14 protein-coding genes are annotated in these 17,147 nt (G+C 63.2%); 9 read left to right on the top strand and 5 right to left on the bottom strand.

The features are described from left to right. Window positions 1-5: 5 nt before the first annotated feature. Both H0I86_RS12160 and H0I86_RS12155 read left to right on the top strand, forming a co-directional pair. Window positions 6-401, top strand: a complete 396-nt coding sequence (locus H0I86_RS12160) for a YybH family protein (RefSeq protein WP_180925194.1) — start codon at window positions 6-8, stop codon at window positions 399-401. A 374-nt stretch (window positions 402-775) separates the two neighbouring features. Next, complete coding sequence (locus H0I86_RS12155) at window positions 776-2,656, top strand: DUF3857 domain-containing transglutaminase family protein (RefSeq protein ID WP_180925193.1); 1,881 nt, start codon at window positions 776-778, stop codon at window positions 2,654-2,656. 128 nt (window positions 2,657-2,784) lie between these two features. Here the strand turns inward: H0I86_RS12155 and H0I86_RS12150 are convergent, their stop codons facing one another. Continuing rightward, window positions 2,785-3,687 carry a LysR family transcriptional regulator gene (locus H0I86_RS12150; protein ID WP_124338055.1) on the bottom strand — a complete coding sequence of 301 codons (903 nt, stop codon included), beginning with the start codon at window positions 3,685-3,687 and terminating at the stop codon, window positions 2,785-2,787. A 131-nt stretch (window positions 3,688-3,818) separates the two neighbouring features. On the opposite strand from H0I86_RS12150, the gene H0I86_RS12145 reads away from it, so the two are divergent. Further along, window positions 3,819-5,465 (top strand): GMC family oxidoreductase, encoded by a 1,647-nt coding sequence (locus tag H0I86_RS12145; protein ID WP_180925192.1) that lies wholly within the window; start codon window positions 3,819-3,821, stop codon window positions 5,463-5,465. A gap of 186 nt (window positions 5,466-5,651) precedes the next feature. Beyond that, entirely contained in the window at window positions 5,652-7,274 is a 1,623-nt protein-coding gene (locus tag H0I86_RS12140; protein WP_180925191.1) for an MFS transporter, read from the top strand. Window positions 7,275-7,406: 132 nt separating this feature from the next. Here the strand turns inward: H0I86_RS12140 and H0I86_RS12135 are convergent, their stop codons facing one another. Further along, the gene (locus H0I86_RS12135; RefSeq protein WP_180925190.1) at window positions 7,407-8,840 is read right to left on the bottom strand and encodes a serralysin family metalloprotease; all 1,434 of its coding nucleotides are present in this window, start codon (window positions 8,838-8,840) and stop codon (window positions 7,407-7,409) included. 279 nt (window positions 8,841-9,119) lie between these two features. Between H0I86_RS12135 and H0I86_RS12130 the strand changes: the two genes are divergently transcribed. Together H0I86_RS12130 and H0I86_RS12125 are read left to right on the top strand one after the other, a co-directional pair. After that, on the top strand, window positions 9,120-9,416 hold the full coding sequence (locus tag H0I86_RS12130) for a hypothetical protein (protein ID WP_180925189.1): 297 nt from the start codon (window positions 9,120-9,122) through the stop codon (window positions 9,414-9,416). Between the two features lie 30 nt (window positions 9,417-9,446). Beyond that, on the top strand, window positions 9,447-9,776 hold the full coding sequence (locus H0I86_RS12125; protein ID WP_180925188.1) for a DHCW motif cupin fold protein: 330 nt from the start codon (window positions 9,447-9,449) through the stop codon (window positions 9,774-9,776). Window positions 9,777-9,806: 30 nt separating this feature from the next. Here the strand turns inward: H0I86_RS12125 and H0I86_RS32125 are convergent, their stop codons facing one another. Together H0I86_RS32125 and H0I86_RS12115 are read right to left on the bottom strand one after the other, a co-directional pair. Then, window positions 9,807-10,865, bottom strand: a complete 1,059-nt coding sequence (locus H0I86_RS32125) for a PD-(D/E)XK nuclease domain-containing protein (protein WP_258019428.1) — start codon at window positions 10,863-10,865, stop codon at window positions 9,807-9,809. 44 nt (window positions 10,866-10,909) lie between these two features. After that, window positions 10,910-13,270, bottom strand: coding sequence for a DNA polymerase II (locus H0I86_RS12115; RefSeq protein WP_180925831.1), 2,361 nt, complete (start codon window positions 13,268-13,270; stop codon window positions 10,910-10,912). Window positions 13,271-13,839: 569 nt separating this feature from the next. Between H0I86_RS12115 and H0I86_RS12110 the strand changes: the two genes are divergently transcribed. Beyond that, entirely contained in the window at window positions 13,840-14,169 is a 330-nt protein-coding gene (locus H0I86_RS12110; protein WP_180925187.1) for a hypothetical protein, read from the top strand. A gap of 144 nt (window positions 14,170-14,313) precedes the next feature. Here H0I86_RS12110 and H0I86_RS12105 read toward each other — a convergent pair whose 3' ends face one another. After that, window positions 14,314-14,958 (bottom strand): hydrolase, encoded by a 645-nt coding sequence (locus H0I86_RS12105; RefSeq protein WP_180925186.1) that lies wholly within the window; start codon window positions 14,956-14,958, stop codon window positions 14,314-14,316. Window positions 14,959-15,133: 175 nt separating this feature from the next. Here H0I86_RS12105 and H0I86_RS12100 point away from each other — a divergent pair, with 175 nt between their 5' ends. Beyond that, window positions 15,134-16,036, top strand: a complete 903-nt coding sequence (locus tag H0I86_RS12100) for a LysR family transcriptional regulator (RefSeq protein WP_180925185.1) — start codon at window positions 15,134-15,136, stop codon at window positions 16,034-16,036. Window positions 16,037-16,155: 119 nt separating this feature from the next. Continuing rightward, entirely contained in the window at window positions 16,156-16,815 is a 660-nt protein-coding gene (locus H0I86_RS12095; protein ID WP_180925184.1) for a methyltransferase family protein, read from the top strand. The last annotated feature ends 332 nt before the right edge of the window (window positions 16,816-17,147 follow it).

The raw sequence follows: 17,147 nt of genomic DNA, 5'->3' as shown, positions 1-17,147 counted from the left end.
CGACCATGCCGGCCCATCCACTGAAAACCCTGATCGAAGCCGCCGACCGCGCCATCACCGCCGAAGACTTCGACAGCCTGATGGACTTCTACGCCGAGGACGCCACGCTGGTGGTCAGGCCGGGCCTGGAAGCCCGGGGCAAGGAACAGATCCGCCGGGCCTTCGTGGCCATCGCCGAACACTTCAACCACAGCATGGTGGTCCGGCAAGGCGCGATGCAGGTCATCGAAGGCGCCGGCACCGCGCTGGTGATCATGCATACCTTGCTCGACACCCTGGACCGGGACGGCATCGCCAGCACCCTGGAACGGCGCGCCACCTATGTCTTTCGCCATGAGCCGTCGGGCGCCTGGCGCTGTGTGATCGACAATTCCTATGGCACCGACCTGCTCGACGGCTGAGCCAGCGAGCGCCGATCTCGTAACAAATTATTTCGCAAAATCAGCCGAGCGACTTCTTGCGAAAACAACGGAAAACCGCCTGGAAGCGTTTAGCCCGCAGATATGGCTTTGGGCCATATCTGCGGGGACGAAAACCCTGTTGCGAGGAGAAATTCCAACCCCGCGGACGCCCTCTCCAGCCGTCCAAGGATCTCGACTGACTCGAAGAAACCGCTCTATCTCGGGCATTAAAGCCGACACTAATTGTCAGACAATGCTGTAAATCCGTATTGCGATAAATTATCATTTGGCGCCTCCCCCGCTAGCCACCCGCCTGTCACGCGCGATTCGCCGTGTGCGAAGTGGCTGATTTCAATGATTCACCCGAGGCGCTCATGTACCGTTTTCCGCTTTACCGTCCCCTGATCTGCGCCGGTCTCGGACTGCTCTCCTGGCAAGCTCTGGCTGCCTATCAACCGCAATCGGAAGCCGCCCTGGCCGCCGACTCCGTGATGGAATGCCAGTTCAACGCCGACCATAGCAGCGACTGCACCACCACCCAGCACTACACCATTCTCACCCCGGCGGGCCGGGAAATGCTCTCGCGCATCGACTTCAGCTATGCCGAAACCGATGGCTTCGAACTGCGCAAGGCCGAATTCACCCAGCCGGGCGGCAAGCCCGTGGCGCTGGCGCCGGCGCAGATCGATACCCGCACCGCACCCAATCCGGAACAGGGTTTCCTGCGCGAGAAACAGACGTCCCTGGCCTTCCCCAACCTGCGGGTCGGCACCCGGCTCAGCTACACCGTGCAGCAGCACTACGCGACCAAACCGCTGCTGGGGCAGTTCCACTCGGTGCTGCAATTCGGCCCCAAGCCGGTGCGCCAGGACAGCTTCAAGATCACCTACCGCGCCACGCGCCCGATCATCTGGCGCAGCGAGCAGATGGACGACTATCGCTTTACGGCCTCCAGAGACCGAAAAAAACTCACCATCGAACAGAAGGCGCCGGTCTTCCTCAACTACATCAATGAACCCGCGATCGGCTTTATCCGGCGGGTGCCGCGGGTCGAGCTGGGCAGCAGCACCGAGGTGCAGGACTATTTCGGCCCACTGGCCCAGCGCTACCAGCAGATCCTCGCCACGCCGCTGCCAGCGGCCAGTGCCAAGGCCGTGGTCGCCCTGCGCGACCTGCCGCCCGCCGAGAAAGTCGCCGGGCTGATGCAGCACATCAACGACAACTACCGCTACCTGGGCGACTGGCGCGCCACCGAACGCGGTTACCTGCCCTTCGAGCTGGAGCAGATCGAACAGCGCGGCTATGGCGACTGCAAGGACCTGGCGGTGCTCCTGGCCGCCATGCTCAAGGCCAGCGGGATCAAGGCCGAGACGGCCTGGGTCAGTCGCGAGAACGTCGTCGCGCCGCTGTTGATCCCCGGCACCCACGCGCCGAACCACGCCATCGTGCGGGCCGAGGTCGACGGCCAGGTGTGGTGGCTGGACCCGACCAACCCGGTGTTCGACCCGGGCCGCAGCATGCCCGACATCCAGGAACGCTGGGCCTTTGTCAGCGACGCCAACGGCCAGGTGCGCGAGGACTACATCCCGCTGGAAGCGCCGGACACCAGCATCGTGCTGGACAAGCAGGAACACTTCGACAGTGGCGGCCAGGCCCGGGTCAACGCGCGTATCGAATTCAGCCACATGGAGCTGATGCGGCTGATGGTGTCCGACAACCAGAACGGCATCGCCAGCAACGACCGGAGCCTGTGCGAGCGTTTCACCCGGGAACTGCGCGACTGCCAGATCGACCGCGAGCCGACCGCCTTCGTCGCCCCCAGGACTTACCGGGTCAAGGCCGCCCTGACCGACCTCAAGCCACTGGAAAACATCTCCGGCAGCTACTTCTACAAAAGCCCGGCCCTGGAGGGCGACTGGGATTTCCTGATCAACTACCGCCGCAACGGCCAGCTGGCGGACCTGTACATCGGCGACGCCAATACCCTGCGCTACACCATCACCCTCTCCGGCGCCCAGCTGGACAAGGACGTCAAGGCCTGCAACGTGCGCTCGCCCTGGTTCGACATGGACCTGCGCAGCGAACGGGTCAAGGGCGAGTACCGCTATCACTACCGCCTGAGCCAGAAAAAACGCTGGCTGAGCCATGAGGACATCATCAGCGCGCCGTTCGAGGCCATGGTCAGCCAGGCCAAGGACTGCTCCGAGCAAGCGCGGCAGTTGGTCCAGCTCAAGGGTGCAGCGAAAAAGACCTGATCGTCAGTAGGAGCGGCCGGTCGACGCTCGATTGCCCGCGATGGACGTAAGAACAACGCGTCCATTCAGGTAATGCGCATTATCGTTGACCGCCATCGCGGGCAAGCCTCGCTCCTACAGAAGAACGATCAGGCCAGGGAGTTCGACTCCGCGAGCAGCAAGCCCTGCTCGGCCGCGCACAACTCGACCAGGTAATCCCACACCACCCGCAGGCGCACGGATTTGTGCAGGTCGCGCCGGGTGCTGATCCAGTAGGCGCGCTGGATGCTCTCGCCGGGCAGCAAAGGCACCAGCTGCGGATCGCCGGCGGCCATGTAGCACGGCAGCACGGCGATGCCCAGGCCGGAACGCGCGGCCTGTTGCTGGGCGAGCACACTGGTGCTGTGGAACACCACCTTGGGGTTGCGACAGAAACTGTTGAGAAACTTCAGTTCCTGGCTGAACAGCAGGTCGTCGACATAGTCGATCCAGGCATGTCGCCCCAGGTCCTCGCGGCTGCGCAGCGGCGGCGCGCGGTCCAGGTACGCCTGGCTGGCATACAGGGCCAGGCGGTAATCGGTGAGCTTGCGGGTCACCAGCATGTCGGCGTTGGGCCGCTCCAGGTGGATGCTGATCTCCGCCTCGCGGTTGAGAATGCTGACAAAACGCGGCACCGCCACCAGTTCCACCTCCAGCCCCGGATAACGCTCGAACAGACCGCGCAGGCGGCTGGCGAGAAACATGATGCCCAGGCCCTCGGTGACGCCCACCCGGATCTTGCCCAGGGGCGCGGTGGACTGGGTGATTTCCTCCTGGGCCAGCAAGGCCACGTTCTCCATGGCCTCGGCGTGCTTGAGCAAGGCCTCCCCGGCCGGCGTCAGTTCGTAGCCCTGGGCGTGCTGGATGAACAGCGCGGTGCCCAGGCTTTTCTCGATCGCCTCGATATGCCGGGCCACCGTGGCGTGGGTGGTCTTCAGCCGCTGGGCAGCGGTCAGCAGGCGACCGCTGCGTTGCAGCTCGAGAAAGAACCGCAGGTCGTTCCAGTCGAACATGACTCTTCCTTGCAGATGCCGGGGGAAGCCGCTGTTTAAAAACGCACAGCGGCTGAGCAAAAACTAACATTCTTTTAACGAAAGCTAACAACTAGGATGAGCCCAACAAGAACGATAAAGCGAGGTCATGGATGCTGCCTGCCTTCGATCCATACGACTACATAGTGGTCGGCGCCGGCCCCGCCGGTTGCCTGCTGGCCAATCGGCTGTCCGCCAACCCGGCCCACCGCGTCCTGCTGCTGGAAGCCGGTGGCCGCGACAACTACCCCTGGATTCACATTCCCGTCGGCTACCTGTTCTGTATCGGCAACCCGCGCACCGACTGGTGCTTCAAGACCGAAGCCGAACCCGGCCTGCAAGGCCGCAGCCTGAGCTACCCGCGCGGCAAGGTGCTGGGCGGCTGCTCGTCGATCAACGGCATGATCTATATGCGCGGCCAGGCCGGCGACTATCAGCGCTGGACCGCCGACGGCAATCCCGGCTGGAACTGGCAGGACGTGCTGCCGCTGTTTCGCAAAAGCGAAAACCACTTTGCCGGCGACTCGCAGTTCCATGGCGCCGCCGGCGAATGGCGGGTCGAGCGCCAGCGCCTGTCATGGCCGATCCTCGATGCCTTTCGCACTGCCGCCGAACAGAGCGGCATCGCCAGCGTCGACGACTTCAACGGCGGCGACAACGAAGGCTGCGGCTATTTCCAGGTCAACCAGAAAGCCGGGGTGCGCTGGAACGCCGCCAAGGCCTTCCTCAAGCCGATCCGCCAACGGCCCAACCTCACCGTACTGACCGGGGTCGAGGTCGATCGCGTGCTCCTGGAGAATGGCCGCGCGGCCGCGGTCAGCGCCCGTCACCAGGGCCAGCCGCAGACCTTCAAGGCGCATCGCGAAATCATCCTCAGCGCCGGCGCCATCGGCTCGCCGAGCATCCTGCAACGTTCGGGAATCGGCCCCGCCGCGCTGCTGCAACGCCTAGGTATAGGCGTTGCCCACGAGCTGCCGGGGGTTGGCGGCAACCTGCAGGACCACCTGCAACTACGGCTGATCTACAAGCTGGAAAACGCCCGCACCCTGAACCAGATCGCCGGCAGCCTGTGGGGCAAGATGGGCATGGGCCTGCGCTACCTGTACAACCGCAGCGGCCCGCTGTCCATGGCGCCGAGCCAGTTGGGAGCGTTTGCCCGCTCAGGGCCGGAACAGACTTCGGCCAACCTCGAATACCATGTGCAGCCGCTGTCGCTGGAACGTTTCGGCGAACCGCTGCACGCCTTCCCGGCCTTTACTGCGTCGGTCTGCGACCTGCGTCCGCAAAGCCGTGGCCGGGTGGAAATCCGTTCCGCCGACCCGCAGGCGTCGCCGCTGATCCAGCCCAACTACCTGAGCCACCCAGAAGACCTGCGGGTCGCCGCCGACGCCATCCGCCTGACCCGGCGCATCGTCGCCGCGCCGGCCCTGCAAGCCTTCAAGCCTTGCGAATACCTGCCGGGGGCCGAGTTGCGCAGCGAAGAACAACTGCACGAAGCCGCCGCGCGCATCGGCACCACCATCTTCCATCCGGTGGGCACCTGCCGCATGGGCCAGGGCACGGATGCGGTGGTCGATGCCGAACTGCGGGTGCATGGCATCCCCGGCCTGCGCATCGCCGATGCCTCGATCATGCCGTACATCACCTCCGGCAATACCTGTTCGCCGACGCTGATGATCGCCGAGAAAGCCGCCGAGCTGATTCTTGCCACCTCGACCAGGAGCCCTGCCGCCGAAAAACAAACCGTTACCCCCGCCTGATCTTTGTAGGAGCAAGGGGGACGCCTAGTTCTTGCTCGCGATGGCGGCCTATAGAGCGGTGCAAAGCTCAAGGGCCTATCGCGAGCAAGCTTCTCTCCTACAGAAGCAAGAGCAAGATGCAGATAGCGACGCCACGCCGGCGCCGACAGTGGAACAACAAAAACAATCACTGTGAGGGATATCGATATGTCGGAACATGCTCAATCGCTGGACGCGGCCGCCGCCGCGCCCACCAGCCAGGAAAGCCAGAAAGTCATCTTCGCCTCGTCCCTGGGGACGGTCTTCGAGTGGTATGACTTTTTCCTCTACGGCGCCCTCGCGGCGGTCATCAGCAAGCAGTTCTTCGCCGGGGTCAACGACACCACCGCTTTCATCTTCGCCCTGATGGCGTTCGCCGCCGGGTTCGTGGTGCGGCCGTTCGGCGCCCTGGTGTTCGGTCGCCTGGGGGACATGATCGGGCGCAAGTACACCTTCCTCGCCACCATCATTCTCATGGGCCTGGCGACCTTCGCCGTGGGCCTGCTGCCGACCTACTCGAGCATCGGCATCGCCGCGCCGATCATCCTGGTCGCCCTGCGCATGCTCCAGGGCCTGGCCCTGGGCGGTGAATACGGCGGCGCCGCGACCTACGTCGCCGAGCACGCGCCCCAGGGCAAGCGCGGCTTCCACACTAGCTGGATCCAGTCCACCGCGACCCTCGGCCTGCTGCTGTCGCTGCTGGTGGTACTGGGCTGCCGCTACTTCACCGGCGACCAGTTCGAAGTCTGGGGCTGGCGCCTGCCGTTCCTGCTATCGATCGTGCTGCTGGGCATTTCCACCTGGATCCGCCTGAGCCTGCACGAGTCGCCGGCCTTCCTGAAGATGAAAGAAGAAGGCAAGGCCAGCAAGGCGCCGATCCGCGAGTCCTTCGGCAAATGGGAAAACCTCAAGGTGGTGCTGATCGCCCTGTTCAGCATCAACGCCGGGCAAGCGGTGACCTTCTACGCCGCACAGTTCTACGTGCTGTTCTTCCTCACCCAGTTCCTCAAGATGGACCCGGCCCTGGCCAACATGCTGCTGATCATCAGCGTGGTGATCGGCGCGCCGTTCTTCATCTTCTTCGGCTGGCTGTCGGACAAGATCGGCCGCAAGCCGGTGCTGATGGTCGGCCTGCTGCTGGCCACCGCACTGTACTTCCCGATCTTCAAGTCCCTGGCCCACTACGCCAACCCGGCCATCGACCAGGCCAGCCGCCAGGCGCCGATCAGCGTGCTGGCCGACCCCGCCACTTGCACCTTCCAGTTCGACCCGGTGGGCAAGGCGCGTTTCGACAGCCCGTGCGACAAGGTCAAGACCTTCCTGGTCAAGCAGGGCCTGCCCTACACCAGCGTCGCCGCGCCGGCCGGCAGCCCGGTGCAGGTCAGCGTCGGCGAAGTGCAGCTCGACGGTTTCGACGAAGCGGCCCTGCGCGGCGCCGTGACCCTGGCCGGCTATCCGCAATCGGCCGATACCCAGAACGTCAACAAAACCATGGTGGTGGTGCTGATCGTCGCGCTGATCCTGATCGCCGCCATGTGCTACGGCCCGCTGGCGGCGCTGATGGTCGAGCTGTTCCCGACCCGCATCCGCTACACCTCCATGTCCCTGCCCTACCACATCGGCAACGGCTGGTTCGGCGGCTTCCTGCCCACCGTGTCCTTCGCCCTGGTGGTGTACACCGGCGACATCTTCTACGGCCTGTGGTACCCGGTGGTGATCACCGGAGTCAGCCTGCTCGTCGGCCTGACCTGCCTGCGGGAAACCCGCGACGTCGATATCGACAAGAACTGAAAAACCCCCGGAAAACCCTCGCTGACGATAGCGCCCCAAGGATGGTTGCAGGCCTTGGGGCCATCATCGTCAGCCAAGGGTAGCGGCCAAAAAAAACGGCACGCCATGGCGCGCCGCTTCCATTGCTGTCGATCAGGCCACGATATCGGTGGTCGCCGCCTGGCCGATGGTGCCCACGGCGAAGTCCACCGCGCCCAGGCCGGTGAGGTCGACCAGCAGGCTGGTCTGGTCGGTCTCGGCGTAGTAGGTCAGGATCGCGTCGCCGGCGTGGCCGGTGAAGCCGCTGACGAAGTTCAGGGTCGCCTGCCCCGAGGCGAACTGCGCCAGGCCGCTGAGGTCGATCTTGTCCTGGCCACTGGTGAAATCCATGATCCAGTCGGGTTCGGTCAGGGTCGAATCCGCAGCCTTGCCGAACACGAAGGTGTCCGCCCCTGCCCCGCCCCACAGCGTGTCGCGACCACCGCCGCCGTAGAGGATGTCGTTGCCGGCACCGCCTTCGAGGATGTTGGCCGCGGCGTTGCCGATCAGCAGGTCGTTGCCCGAGCCGCCGATGGCGTTTTCCAGGGTCACGCCGTGGGCCACGGACACGTTGCCCACCAGGCCGCCGACGTCGGAGAACGAGCCCTCGTTGAGGTTGATCTTCTGGTTCTGGGTGAAGCCGGAGAAGTCCAGGGTGTCGTTGCCGCCGCCGTCCCACACCGAGAACACCAGCTTGGAGGCAGATGAGCTGGCGCTGTAGAAATCGCGCCCGGTGTTGGAGTTGAAGCCGTACACGGTGTCGTCGGAGCGGGTCTCGTGGTTGGCACCGTAGAGTTTCTGCACCGCGACAATGTCGTCCATCAGCGGCGCCGAGGCATAGGCGCCACCGCCGTCCTTACTGAAGTTCTGCCCGGTATTGCTCTCGCTCCAGTAGCTCATCAGGCTGTAGCCGCGCGTGTCCTGGGCGTAGGAAGCATCGTTGTAGGTCGGGTTGCCGTTGCCGGCGTTGTAGGTGCCCGGATGGGACAGGCCCAGGCTGTGGCCGATTTCGTGGGTCAGGGTCTGGCGACCATAGTTGCCGTTGCCCGGGGTTTCGTTGACCCGGTACTGATCGTTGATCAGGTACCAGGACTGGCCGTCATAGCTGCTGCCCGAAGGCAGGTAGGCGAAGGCCGCACCGCCGGTGCCGACGCTGTAGTTGCCGAAACTCAGGTGCCCGTCGCCGCCGCTCGCCGCTTCGTTGAAGCTCACATTGGCCACGTCCGACCAGGATTGCAGCGCCAGGAACGCCTGGGCTTTCTGCAACGCGCTGAACTCGCTGAAGGTGCCCAGGTTCGGGTTGTAGTTGGCCGGTTTGCTGGTGAGGAAGCTGTAGCTGAGCTCGATCTTGCCGTCGCCGTTCTGGTCGTGCCAGGACAGGCCCTTGCGCAGGATCTGCTCGGCGGCCTGGTCCGCGGTGTACGACGGCTTGCCGTTCACCAGCTCTGCGCCGCCACGGTCATAGGCATGGCTGAAGGCAGTGATCAGTTGGTAGGCATTACTGCCTGGAGCTGCCGAAAAACCGGCATTTTCTTTGGCTTTTGACATCATTTACATCCTTGTTCAACGCTGAAAATTTCCGATAGACCACGGCGACCTGTTAGCGAGATCGTCCTATCACTCGCCCTATTCAAGGCAGGGGAAAATTGACACAGAAATCGGCGCCTCGTCCACGATTTTTATTGTCCGACAAAACCGCCAGAGGGCTTTTCGCCTGATTAAAATCGCGGCTCGCTGCCCAGCCCAAGCGCGCCATGGGCTAAGCTTCAGCGCTAACGGAGCACGCCGCCGCGCCCCGGTTCCTGCCTGTATCCCAAGGAGTCCGCGATGAAAAGAATCCTCCTGAGTTGCGCCCTGTCGCTGGTCGCCAGTGCCGCCCACGCCGAAGGCATCCCGCTGTTCAATGTCGACTGTCCGGGCAATATCCCGGTCAGCGCGGAGGAAGGGGGACCGGTGTTCATCAACGGCAAAGAGGCCCAGACCAAGACCGTCAACGAGCGTTATTTCGAGGCCAAGGGTTCGGGCATCACGGTGACCATCAGCGTGGAAGATGACGACTCGGTGGTCGTGACCTACAGCGGCAAGCAAGGCGCCAGCGGCATTTGTACCTCGGTCGACGACTGAGCCCCTTAAACCAGGACAGACAGGCATTCAATGGACATTGCAGGCATTCCCTTCGGCACCACCGACTGGTCACAGATCCAAGCCACCGAGCATCGCGGCGAAACTGGCAGTGCCTACTGGCGCACCCGGCAGTTCGGCGCCATCCGCGCGCGGATGGTCGAATACAGCCCCGGCTACCTGGCCGATCACTGGTGCTCCAAGGGGCATATTCTGTTTTGCCTGGAAGGCGAACTGCACACCGAACTCGAAGACGGCCGCCGGTTCGTGCTGACACCCGGCATGAGCTACCAGGTGGCGGACAACGCCGAACCCCATCGCTCGTTCACCGCGGTCGGCGCCAAGTTGTTTATTGTCGATTGAATACCCGAAACATGGCCATCGTGGGACCTGTCAGGCCTGCGAAGTAGCCGGTGAAAAAATCACCTCGACTGACATGTCGCCAGAGGCACGCGCCAGATCGGCGGCCAGGCCAAACGGATTAACCACCCGTTGCTCCGGATCGTAGACAAAGCAGATCAGCCGCCGGCAGCCCGGGTGGCCCCGATAGCGCTCGACATCGACAATCAGCTCTTCACCCAGCTTGCCATCGCGCAAGCCGTCGCGAGTCATCTTCACTTCGATCACGGTCTGTTCGTCAGGAAGCAGAAAGTCCATGCGCGCCGCCGCACCCGCATGGCTGGGCGTCTGCTCTTCGGCCCTGACGTCCTTGAAGTGCAGTTTGAGCAACGCATGCAGCACGTCCTGCACGTCATATTCGTCCTTGACGACAATACCGCTGCGTCCACCACGCCGCCGGTTGAGCTGCACGGCAAACGTATGGAAATTGGCCAGCAGGCGCTCGACCCCTGGGTTGTTCAGCGGCACAGGGGTCTCGTCATCGTGGAAAAAGCGGCGTAAGACCCCAGACTCGAAATCGGCCTGTTCCCTGGATTTGTGCACGAACAAAAACGCCATAAACAACGCCATGGCGATTTCGAGCGTGACAAAGATGATCAGTCCGATAACCGACGGCATGACCCGAATCTGCGGGTCGTATTTGTAACGCAACGGGTTCGGCGCAGACTCACCAGTCGAGAGCGCATCGGACCTTGGCACAGCGCGGTAATTCATTTCCACCACCAAACCGGGCCAGGGCACGTCGAGCAGCATGAAGTCCGGAGGCGGATCACGCTGCAGCGTGCTCTGGGCCAGCCCCTCGTTCCAGGCCTTGAGTTCCTGGCGCAGCGAGTCGGTCATCTGTCGATAGCGTTCAGAACCTGCCACTTTCACCACTGCCGGGTTGGTGAACCCGGCCGGCATGAACACTGGCCAGATCAGCATCAGATAACTGGCCGCGATCAGCACCATATTGCCGCCCCACATGAAGCGGGAAAAAAGCTGCGCACGGCGCGTACTCAGAATAATTCGCCCCAGACTTTCGGCGGTGTTGCCAGGCTGCAAGCTACTCATGACAGATTCACTTCCTTGTGTTTTTTTGGAGGGTGCCAAGGACCTCAGAACAAGCCCATCTGCCCACCCACTAATGTACTGAAATCATCTTGCACGAACGGCAGGATGGCATCCGCCACCGGCTGCAATTGGCGAGTCACGTAGTGATCGTAATCGATGGCCGCGGTGCGGTTTTCCAGGGGTTCGGGGCCGGCCAGGGTGATCACGTAGCTGATCCAGCCGCCGTTCTGATAGCGCTGGGGCCGGCCGTGCTGCCGGTTGTATTCGTCGGCCAGGCGCGCGGCGCGCACATGGGGCGGGACGTTGCGTTCGTAATCGTCCAGCTGGCGGCGCAGGCGCTTGCGGTACACCAGCTGCTCGTCCAGCTCGCCGGCCAGGGTGCGCCGCACGTAGTCGCGCACATAGTCCTGGTACGGCTGGCGATGGAAGATCCGTTGGTACAGCTCCTGCTGGAACTGCTGGGCCAGCGGCGACCAGTCGGTGCGCACCGCTTCCAGGCCCTTGTAGACCATCTCCTGGGTGCCGTCGGCGCGGGTCACCAGGCCGGCGTAGCGCTTCTTGCTGCCCTCTTCCGCGCCACGAATGGTCGGCATCAAAAAGCGACTGAAGTGGGTTTCGAATTGCAGTTCCAGGGCGCTTTCCAGGCCGTACTCATCGCGCAGGTGATCGCGCCACCACTGGTTGACGTGCTGCACCAGCGCGCGGCCGATGCGCGCGGCATCCGCCTCGGCGTGGGCGCTGCCGAGCCAGACGAAGGTCGAGTCGGTGTCGCCGTAGATCACCTTGTGGCCCTGCGCTTCGATGAGCTGGCGGGTGCGGCGCATGATTTCGTGGCCGCGCATGGTGATCGACGACGCCAGGCGCGGATCGAAGAAGCGGCAGCCACTGGAGCCGAGCACGCCGTAGAAGGCGTTCATGATGATCTTCAGTGCCTGGGACAGCGGCGCGTTGTGTTCGCGCTTGGCCACCTCGCGGCTCTCGGCGACCCGGGCGACGATCGACGGCAGGCAATGCCGGGTGCGGGAAAACCGCGCGCCGCGAAAGCCCGGCACCGACTCGTCGTCCGCCGGGTGGCGCAGTCCTTCCACCAGCCCCACCGGGTCGATCAGGAAGCTGCGGATGATCGACGGGTACAGGCTCTTGTAGTCCAGCACCAGCACCGACTCGTACAGACCGGGCCGCGAGTCCATGACAAAACCGCCGGGGCTGGCCTGCGGCGGCTGCTCGCCAAGGTTCGGCGCGACGAAGCCCTGGCGGTGCATCAGCGGCATATACAGGTGGGTGAAGGCCGCCACCGAGCCGCCGCTGCGGTCGGCCGGCAGGCCGGTGACCGTGGCCCGCTCGAGAAGAAAGGTGAGCAGTTCGGTCTTGGCGAAAATTCGCGTCACCAGCTCGCAGTCCTTGAGGTTGTAGCGCGCCAGGGCGGGCTTGTCCTCGGCGAACATGCGGTTGATTTCGTCCATGCGCTGGTAAGGGTTGTCGATCGACTTGCCTTCGCCGAGCAGGGTCTGGGCGACGTTCTCCAGGCTGAAGGACGGGAAGCTCCAGGTCGCCGAGCGCAGGGCTTCGATGCCATCGATGATCAGGCGCCCGGCGGCCGCGGCGAAATAATGGGTGCGGCTGCCGTGTTCGCGCCACTGCATCTCCTCGCCACCGCGCCCCAGGCGCAAGGGCACCGCCAGGCGGCGCGCGTGTTCGTGCAGCACCCGCAGGTCGAACTGCACCAGGTTCCAGCCGATGATCGCATCCGGATCGTGCCGCGCCAGCCACTGGTTGAGCCGCTCAAGCAACTGCTCGCGGCTGGCGCAGAACTCCAGATCGAAGTCCACCGCGCTGTCGTCCTCGCGAGCGCGGCCGAGCATGTACACCTGGCGCTGGCCGCAGCCTTCCAGGGCGATGGAGTACAGCTCGCCGGTCTCGCTGGTCTCGATATCCAGCGACACCAGCTTCAACGATGGGCGATAGTCCGGCGCCGGCTTCATCTGCGCCTCCAGCAGCATCCCGCCCTCGCCCGGGGTGCCGCCGAACCACACCGGCGCGGTGATGAAACGCTCCATCAGGTAGCGCTCGGGCGGCCGCACATCGGCCTCGAACACCTCGACACCGGCGCGGCGCAGGGTCTTGTCGAGGCGGATCAATTGATTGTGCTGCGGGCAATACAGGCCCAGCACCGGGCGGTGCTGGAAGTCGCACAGGCCCAGGGGGCGCAATTCGACATCGCGATCGTCGGCCAGCAGGCGCCGCGCCTGTTCCTGCTGTTCGGCGGGAATGAAGGCCACGGAGGTCTGCACCGGCAAGCGGATCTGGCACGGCCCGGCATCGGTCGCCAACCAGAACTCGACTTCCGTGCCTGCCGGCGTGTCACGCCAGTGCCGGGTCAGGACGAAGCCCTGCTGTAAATCCACCACTGCAACCTCAAGAACCTGTTTCAAGGCCTTGATTCTACCTGTCCTCGGTCGCGATAGCCCGTTCCGGGCATGTGCCGAAAGGTTTTGTCGGACAATATGTAGTGCTTGAAAATTTTCACTACAAAACCGTTGACGAGGCGAATTCGCCCTTGCATGATGCAGGCGTCTCCCCGATCGGGAGACTTGGCAAAGGTGTTATGAGCAAGCTCGTCTGACCGCCGAGCTGTTAACCCGGATGTGTACTGCCCACAAGGCAGATTGATGAAACTGACCTGGCATGAACGTCCAGTACAAAGGGCGGGAAGCTGGCGAAAACTCCTCAAGATGCTTGTGGCCGAAACTGAAAACTTCGGCAGCTTGATCCAGGTTTACGCTGCTTCTCTTCGTTGTGACGCTATTGCGTAGCAGTTAATCAAGACGACTACACGCATCAGGCTCTGGGCCTTATCTGTATCCGACAGACACCCTCTGTCGCCCTGTTTCCGGTATCAGGGTTCAACTTACCGATGTAGCGATATCAATTAGCGACTCAACTAGATAGATCGAAATGGTCAAGGGGCTTACAAATGAATCTGAACAATCAACCTACTATTGATGAACTGGCTCGTATGTTCGCGGCACAGAAAGACAGCCATGACAGCCACATCCTGTGGATTGCCAAGTCTGGCCAGGTCCATATCGACTGCCTGTCGCCCCACGCCCATGAAGAAGAGTTCGACAAGAACAACCAGGACCTGCTGGCCCGCCTGAAAATGTACCGCCGTGGCCAGGGCTACGTCGGCAAGAAGGCCGCCGCCGACAGGGACTTCATCGGACGGGTATTCGATACCCTGAAGAATGAATGGCAATCGCTGCAGAACAAGTCGGAAGTTCGGGTGATTGACCGGTTCTGCTAAGTGCAACTTGTCGTTGTCGCTGATCAACCGTTGATCCATTAAATAAAAAGGGACGCTCCAATAAGAGCGTCCCTTTTTTATTGCATGCCGGTTATTTGGATGACGCAGTACTTCTGCTAAACCGCGTTATCGTTGGCGGCAGGCTTACTTGACCTGACGCTGCGGCGCCTTGTGCACCATGGTGTAGGCATAGTCCACGCCCATGCCGTAGGCGCCGCTGTGCTCGCGCACCAGGTCCATCACCGCGTCGTAGGTTTCCTTGTGCGCCCAGTCGCGCTGGAACTCGAGCAGCACTTGCTGCCAGGTCACCGGCACCGCGCCGGCCTGGATCATGCGCTGCACCGACATGTCATGGGCTTCCTGGGTGGTGCCGCCGGAAGCGTCGGTGACGATGTACACCTCATAACCTTCGGCCAGGGCTTCCAGGGCCGGGAAGTTCAGGCAGACCTCGGTCCACAGCGCAGCCATGATCAGTTTCTTGCGCCCGGTGGCCTTCACCGCTTCCACCAGCTTCTTGTCTTCCCAGGAGTTCATCGAGGTGCGCTCGATCGGCTGGTGATCGGGGAACACGCTGAGCAGTTCCGGCCAGATGTAGCCGCTGAAGCTCTCGGTTTCCACCGAAGTGAAGATGGTCGGCACGTTGAAGATCTTCGCCGCCTTGGCCAGGCCCACGGTGTTGTTCTTCAGGGTCTGGCGGTCGATCGACTGCACGCCGAAGGACATCTGTGGCTGGTGGTCGATCAGGATCAGGGCGCAGTTGCTTGGGTTGAGCAGTTCACGGATAGACATGGCGCGTTCCTTTTGATGTCGAGTAGGTTCAAACGTTGAGTTGCAAAATTCGGGAGCTCGGCGCGGGTTCCGCTGGGGAGGCTTTGCTGCCGGCTTGGTGGCTAATTTAGGGGCTGGATTAAAAAGGGACAATTCCATAAAATCGAGAATCATTGATTCCAAAATAGGGACAGTCATGGATCGCATCGAATGCATGCGCGCGTTTGTCGTCACGGTCGATGCCAATGGCTTCGCCGCCGCGGCCCGGGCCATGGACGTGCCGCGCTCGAAAGTCAGCAAACAGATCCAGGCGCTGGAGGAAGCCATCGGCGTACAGCTGCTGCACCGTACTACTCGCAGCCTGCACCTGACCGAAGCCGGCGCCGAGTACTACGAGTCGGCGCGGGAAGTCCTGGCCGCCGTGGACGAGGCCGAACAACGGGCGCGGGACGGCATCGGCGAATTGCGCGGGGTGCTGCGGGTCAACGCGCCGATGTCCTTTGGCCTGCGCCGCCTCGGGCCGCTGGTGCCGCTGTTTCATGAGCAGCACCCGAACATCGAATTGCAACTGGTGCTCAGCGACCAGCAGGTGGACCCGGTGCGTGGCGGTTTCGACGTGACCATCCGCATCGCCAGCCTGGCCGACTCGTCGATGGTCGCCAAGCTGCTGGCCCCGGCGCCGCGGATCATGGTGGCCTCGCCGGACTACCTGAAGCGCGCCGGCATCCCGCAGACGCCTCGTGACCTGACCGCCCACCAGTGCCTGAACTACGGCTACCTGCAAAGCGGGGTCAGCCTGCAATTGAGCAACGGCAAGGACACCCAGCGCGTCCACGTCACCGGCCCGCTGCACGCCAACAACGGCGACCTGCTGGCCCAGGCCGCCGAGGCCGGCATGGGCATCGCCCTGCTGCCCGACTTCATCGTCGCCGACGCCCTGGCCGCCGGCCGCCTGGTGCCGGTGCTGTGCGAATGGCAGGCACCGCCGATCAGCATCCACGCGGTGTACCCGTCGGCCCGGCGCGTGCCGCAGAAGACCCGGGCCTTTATCGAGTTCCTGGTCACCCAACTGGCCGACCAAGCGCCCCTGCATCCGTAGGGCCAGGGATAACCATCACGCCGATGGCCACCTCGCCTCTGCTTCTGTAGGCGGCACGGGATGCAGCGGCGATGGACCTACACTGAATGCATACACCTCGGCATTCGTGAGGGGCCATCATGCGCAATTCTCCCAGACTCGCAGCGCTCAGCCTGGTCGCCACCCTCGTCTACCTCGGCCTGGCCATCCTCGGCATGGGCGGGCTGGTGGCGTTCTTTTCCCACCCCGCGCTGTGGGTCATCGCCCTGTCCCTGCTGGCCATGGCCGGCGTGGCCCAGTTCAGCGAAGGCAACTTGAGCCCCGGCAAACAGGAAGACCGGGAAAACCGCTGGGTCCTCGTCGCCTTCGGCATCCTCGGTCTGTTGCTGGCCTTTCTTCCCGCCTACACCGACCGCCTGAATTTCTGGACCTTTGGCGGCACCGACACGCGCTGGTTCGGTGTGGTGTTCTTCATCGCCGGCGGCATCTTGCGGCTGTGGCCGGTGTTCGTGCTGGGCAATCGCTTCAGTGGCCTGGTGGCGATCCAGCCCGGCCACCAGCTGGTGACCACTGGCATCTACGGCACCTTGCGCAATCCGAGCTACCTGGGGTTGCTGATCAATTGCGTGGGCTGGGCCCTGGCCTTCCGCTCCGGGGTCGGCCTGTTGCTGACCGCCTTGATGCTGATCCCGCTGATCGCCCGCATCCACGCCGAAGAAGCCTTGCTGCGCAAAGAGTTCGGCAAGCAATACGACACCTACTGCGCCTACACCTGGCGCCTGCTGCCCTGGATCTACTGAGGACTTTTTCCGCCACGTTGCCGGGGGCGGTGTTAAATATTTTGTGACGCGCCCCTTGGCAGCGAGGACCAGTCCCGGTAAAACGGTGAGCCTCACTTGCACGAAATGTCCGTGAATTCTTGACGAGATCCGCCGGCCGATGAACGCCTTGTGTTGCCACCCATCCTGCCAGACATGCGCTGCTGCCCCGTGCAGCCGCCTCGGCATCGGCATTGGAACGGGAACAACGCAACGCACCCACGGCGATCTCCACGGCAACCCCGGGGACCTGCGATGAAACTGCTGGTCAACCTGCCCATGGCCCTGTGCCGCTCCCGCCTGCGTCATTCCTC

This window comes from Pseudomonas chlororaphis subsp. aurantiaca (assembly GCF_013466605.1).
Classification (GTDB): domain Bacteria; phylum Pseudomonadota; class Gammaproteobacteria; order Pseudomonadales; family Pseudomonadaceae; genus Aquipseudomonas; species Aquipseudomonas chlororaphis_I.
The sequence above is the reverse complement of the archived record's forward strand: the minus strand, read 5'-3'. Positions and strand labels throughout refer to the sequence as shown.

Excerpts from the sequence above, each read along its gene's own strand:
- H0I86_RS12160 (WP_180925194.1), top strand. The coding sequence starts at position 6 with ATGCCGGCCCATCCACTGAAAACCCTGATCGAAGCCGCCGACCGCGCC.
- H0I86_RS12135 (WP_180925190.1), bottom strand. The coding sequence starts at position 8,840 with ATGTCAAAAGCCAAAGAAAATGCCGGTTTTTCGGCAGCTCCAGGCAGT.
- H0I86_RS12155 (WP_180925193.1), top strand. The coding sequence starts at position 776 with ATGTACCGTTTTCCGCTTTACCGTCCCCTGATCTGCGCCGGTCTCGGA.
- H0I86_RS12130 (WP_180925189.1), top strand. The coding sequence starts at position 9,120 with ATGAAAAGAATCCTCCTGAGTTGCGCCCTGTCGCTGGTCGCCAGTGCC.
- H0I86_RS12095 (WP_180925184.1), top strand. The coding sequence starts at position 16,156 with ATGCGCAATTCTCCCAGACTCGCAGCGCTCAGCCTGGTCGCCACCCTC.
- H0I86_RS12140 (WP_180925191.1), top strand. The coding sequence starts at position 5,652 with ATGTCGGAACATGCTCAATCGCTGGACGCGGCCGCCGCCGCGCCCACC.
- H0I86_RS12150 (WP_124338055.1), bottom strand. The coding sequence starts at position 3,687 with ATGTTCGACTGGAACGACCTGCGGTTCTTTCTCGAGCTGCAACGCAGC.
- H0I86_RS12125 (WP_180925188.1), top strand. The coding sequence starts at position 9,447 with ATGGACATTGCAGGCATTCCCTTCGGCACCACCGACTGGTCACAGATC.
- H0I86_RS12110 (WP_180925187.1), top strand. The coding sequence starts at position 13,840 with ATGAATCTGAACAATCAACCTACTATTGATGAACTGGCTCGTATGTTC.
- H0I86_RS12100 (WP_180925185.1), top strand. The coding sequence starts at position 15,134 with ATGGATCGCATCGAATGCATGCGCGCGTTTGTCGTCACGGTCGATGCC.
- H0I86_RS32125 (WP_258019428.1), bottom strand. The coding sequence starts at position 10,865 with ATGAGTAGCTTGCAGCCTGGCAACACCGCCGAAAGTCTGGGGCGAATT.
- H0I86_RS12105 (WP_180925186.1), bottom strand. The coding sequence starts at position 14,958 with ATGTCTATCCGTGAACTGCTCAACCCAAGCAACTGCGCCCTGATCCTG.
- H0I86_RS12145 (WP_180925192.1), top strand. The coding sequence starts at position 3,819 with ATGCTGCCTGCCTTCGATCCATACGACTACATAGTGGTCGGCGCCGGC.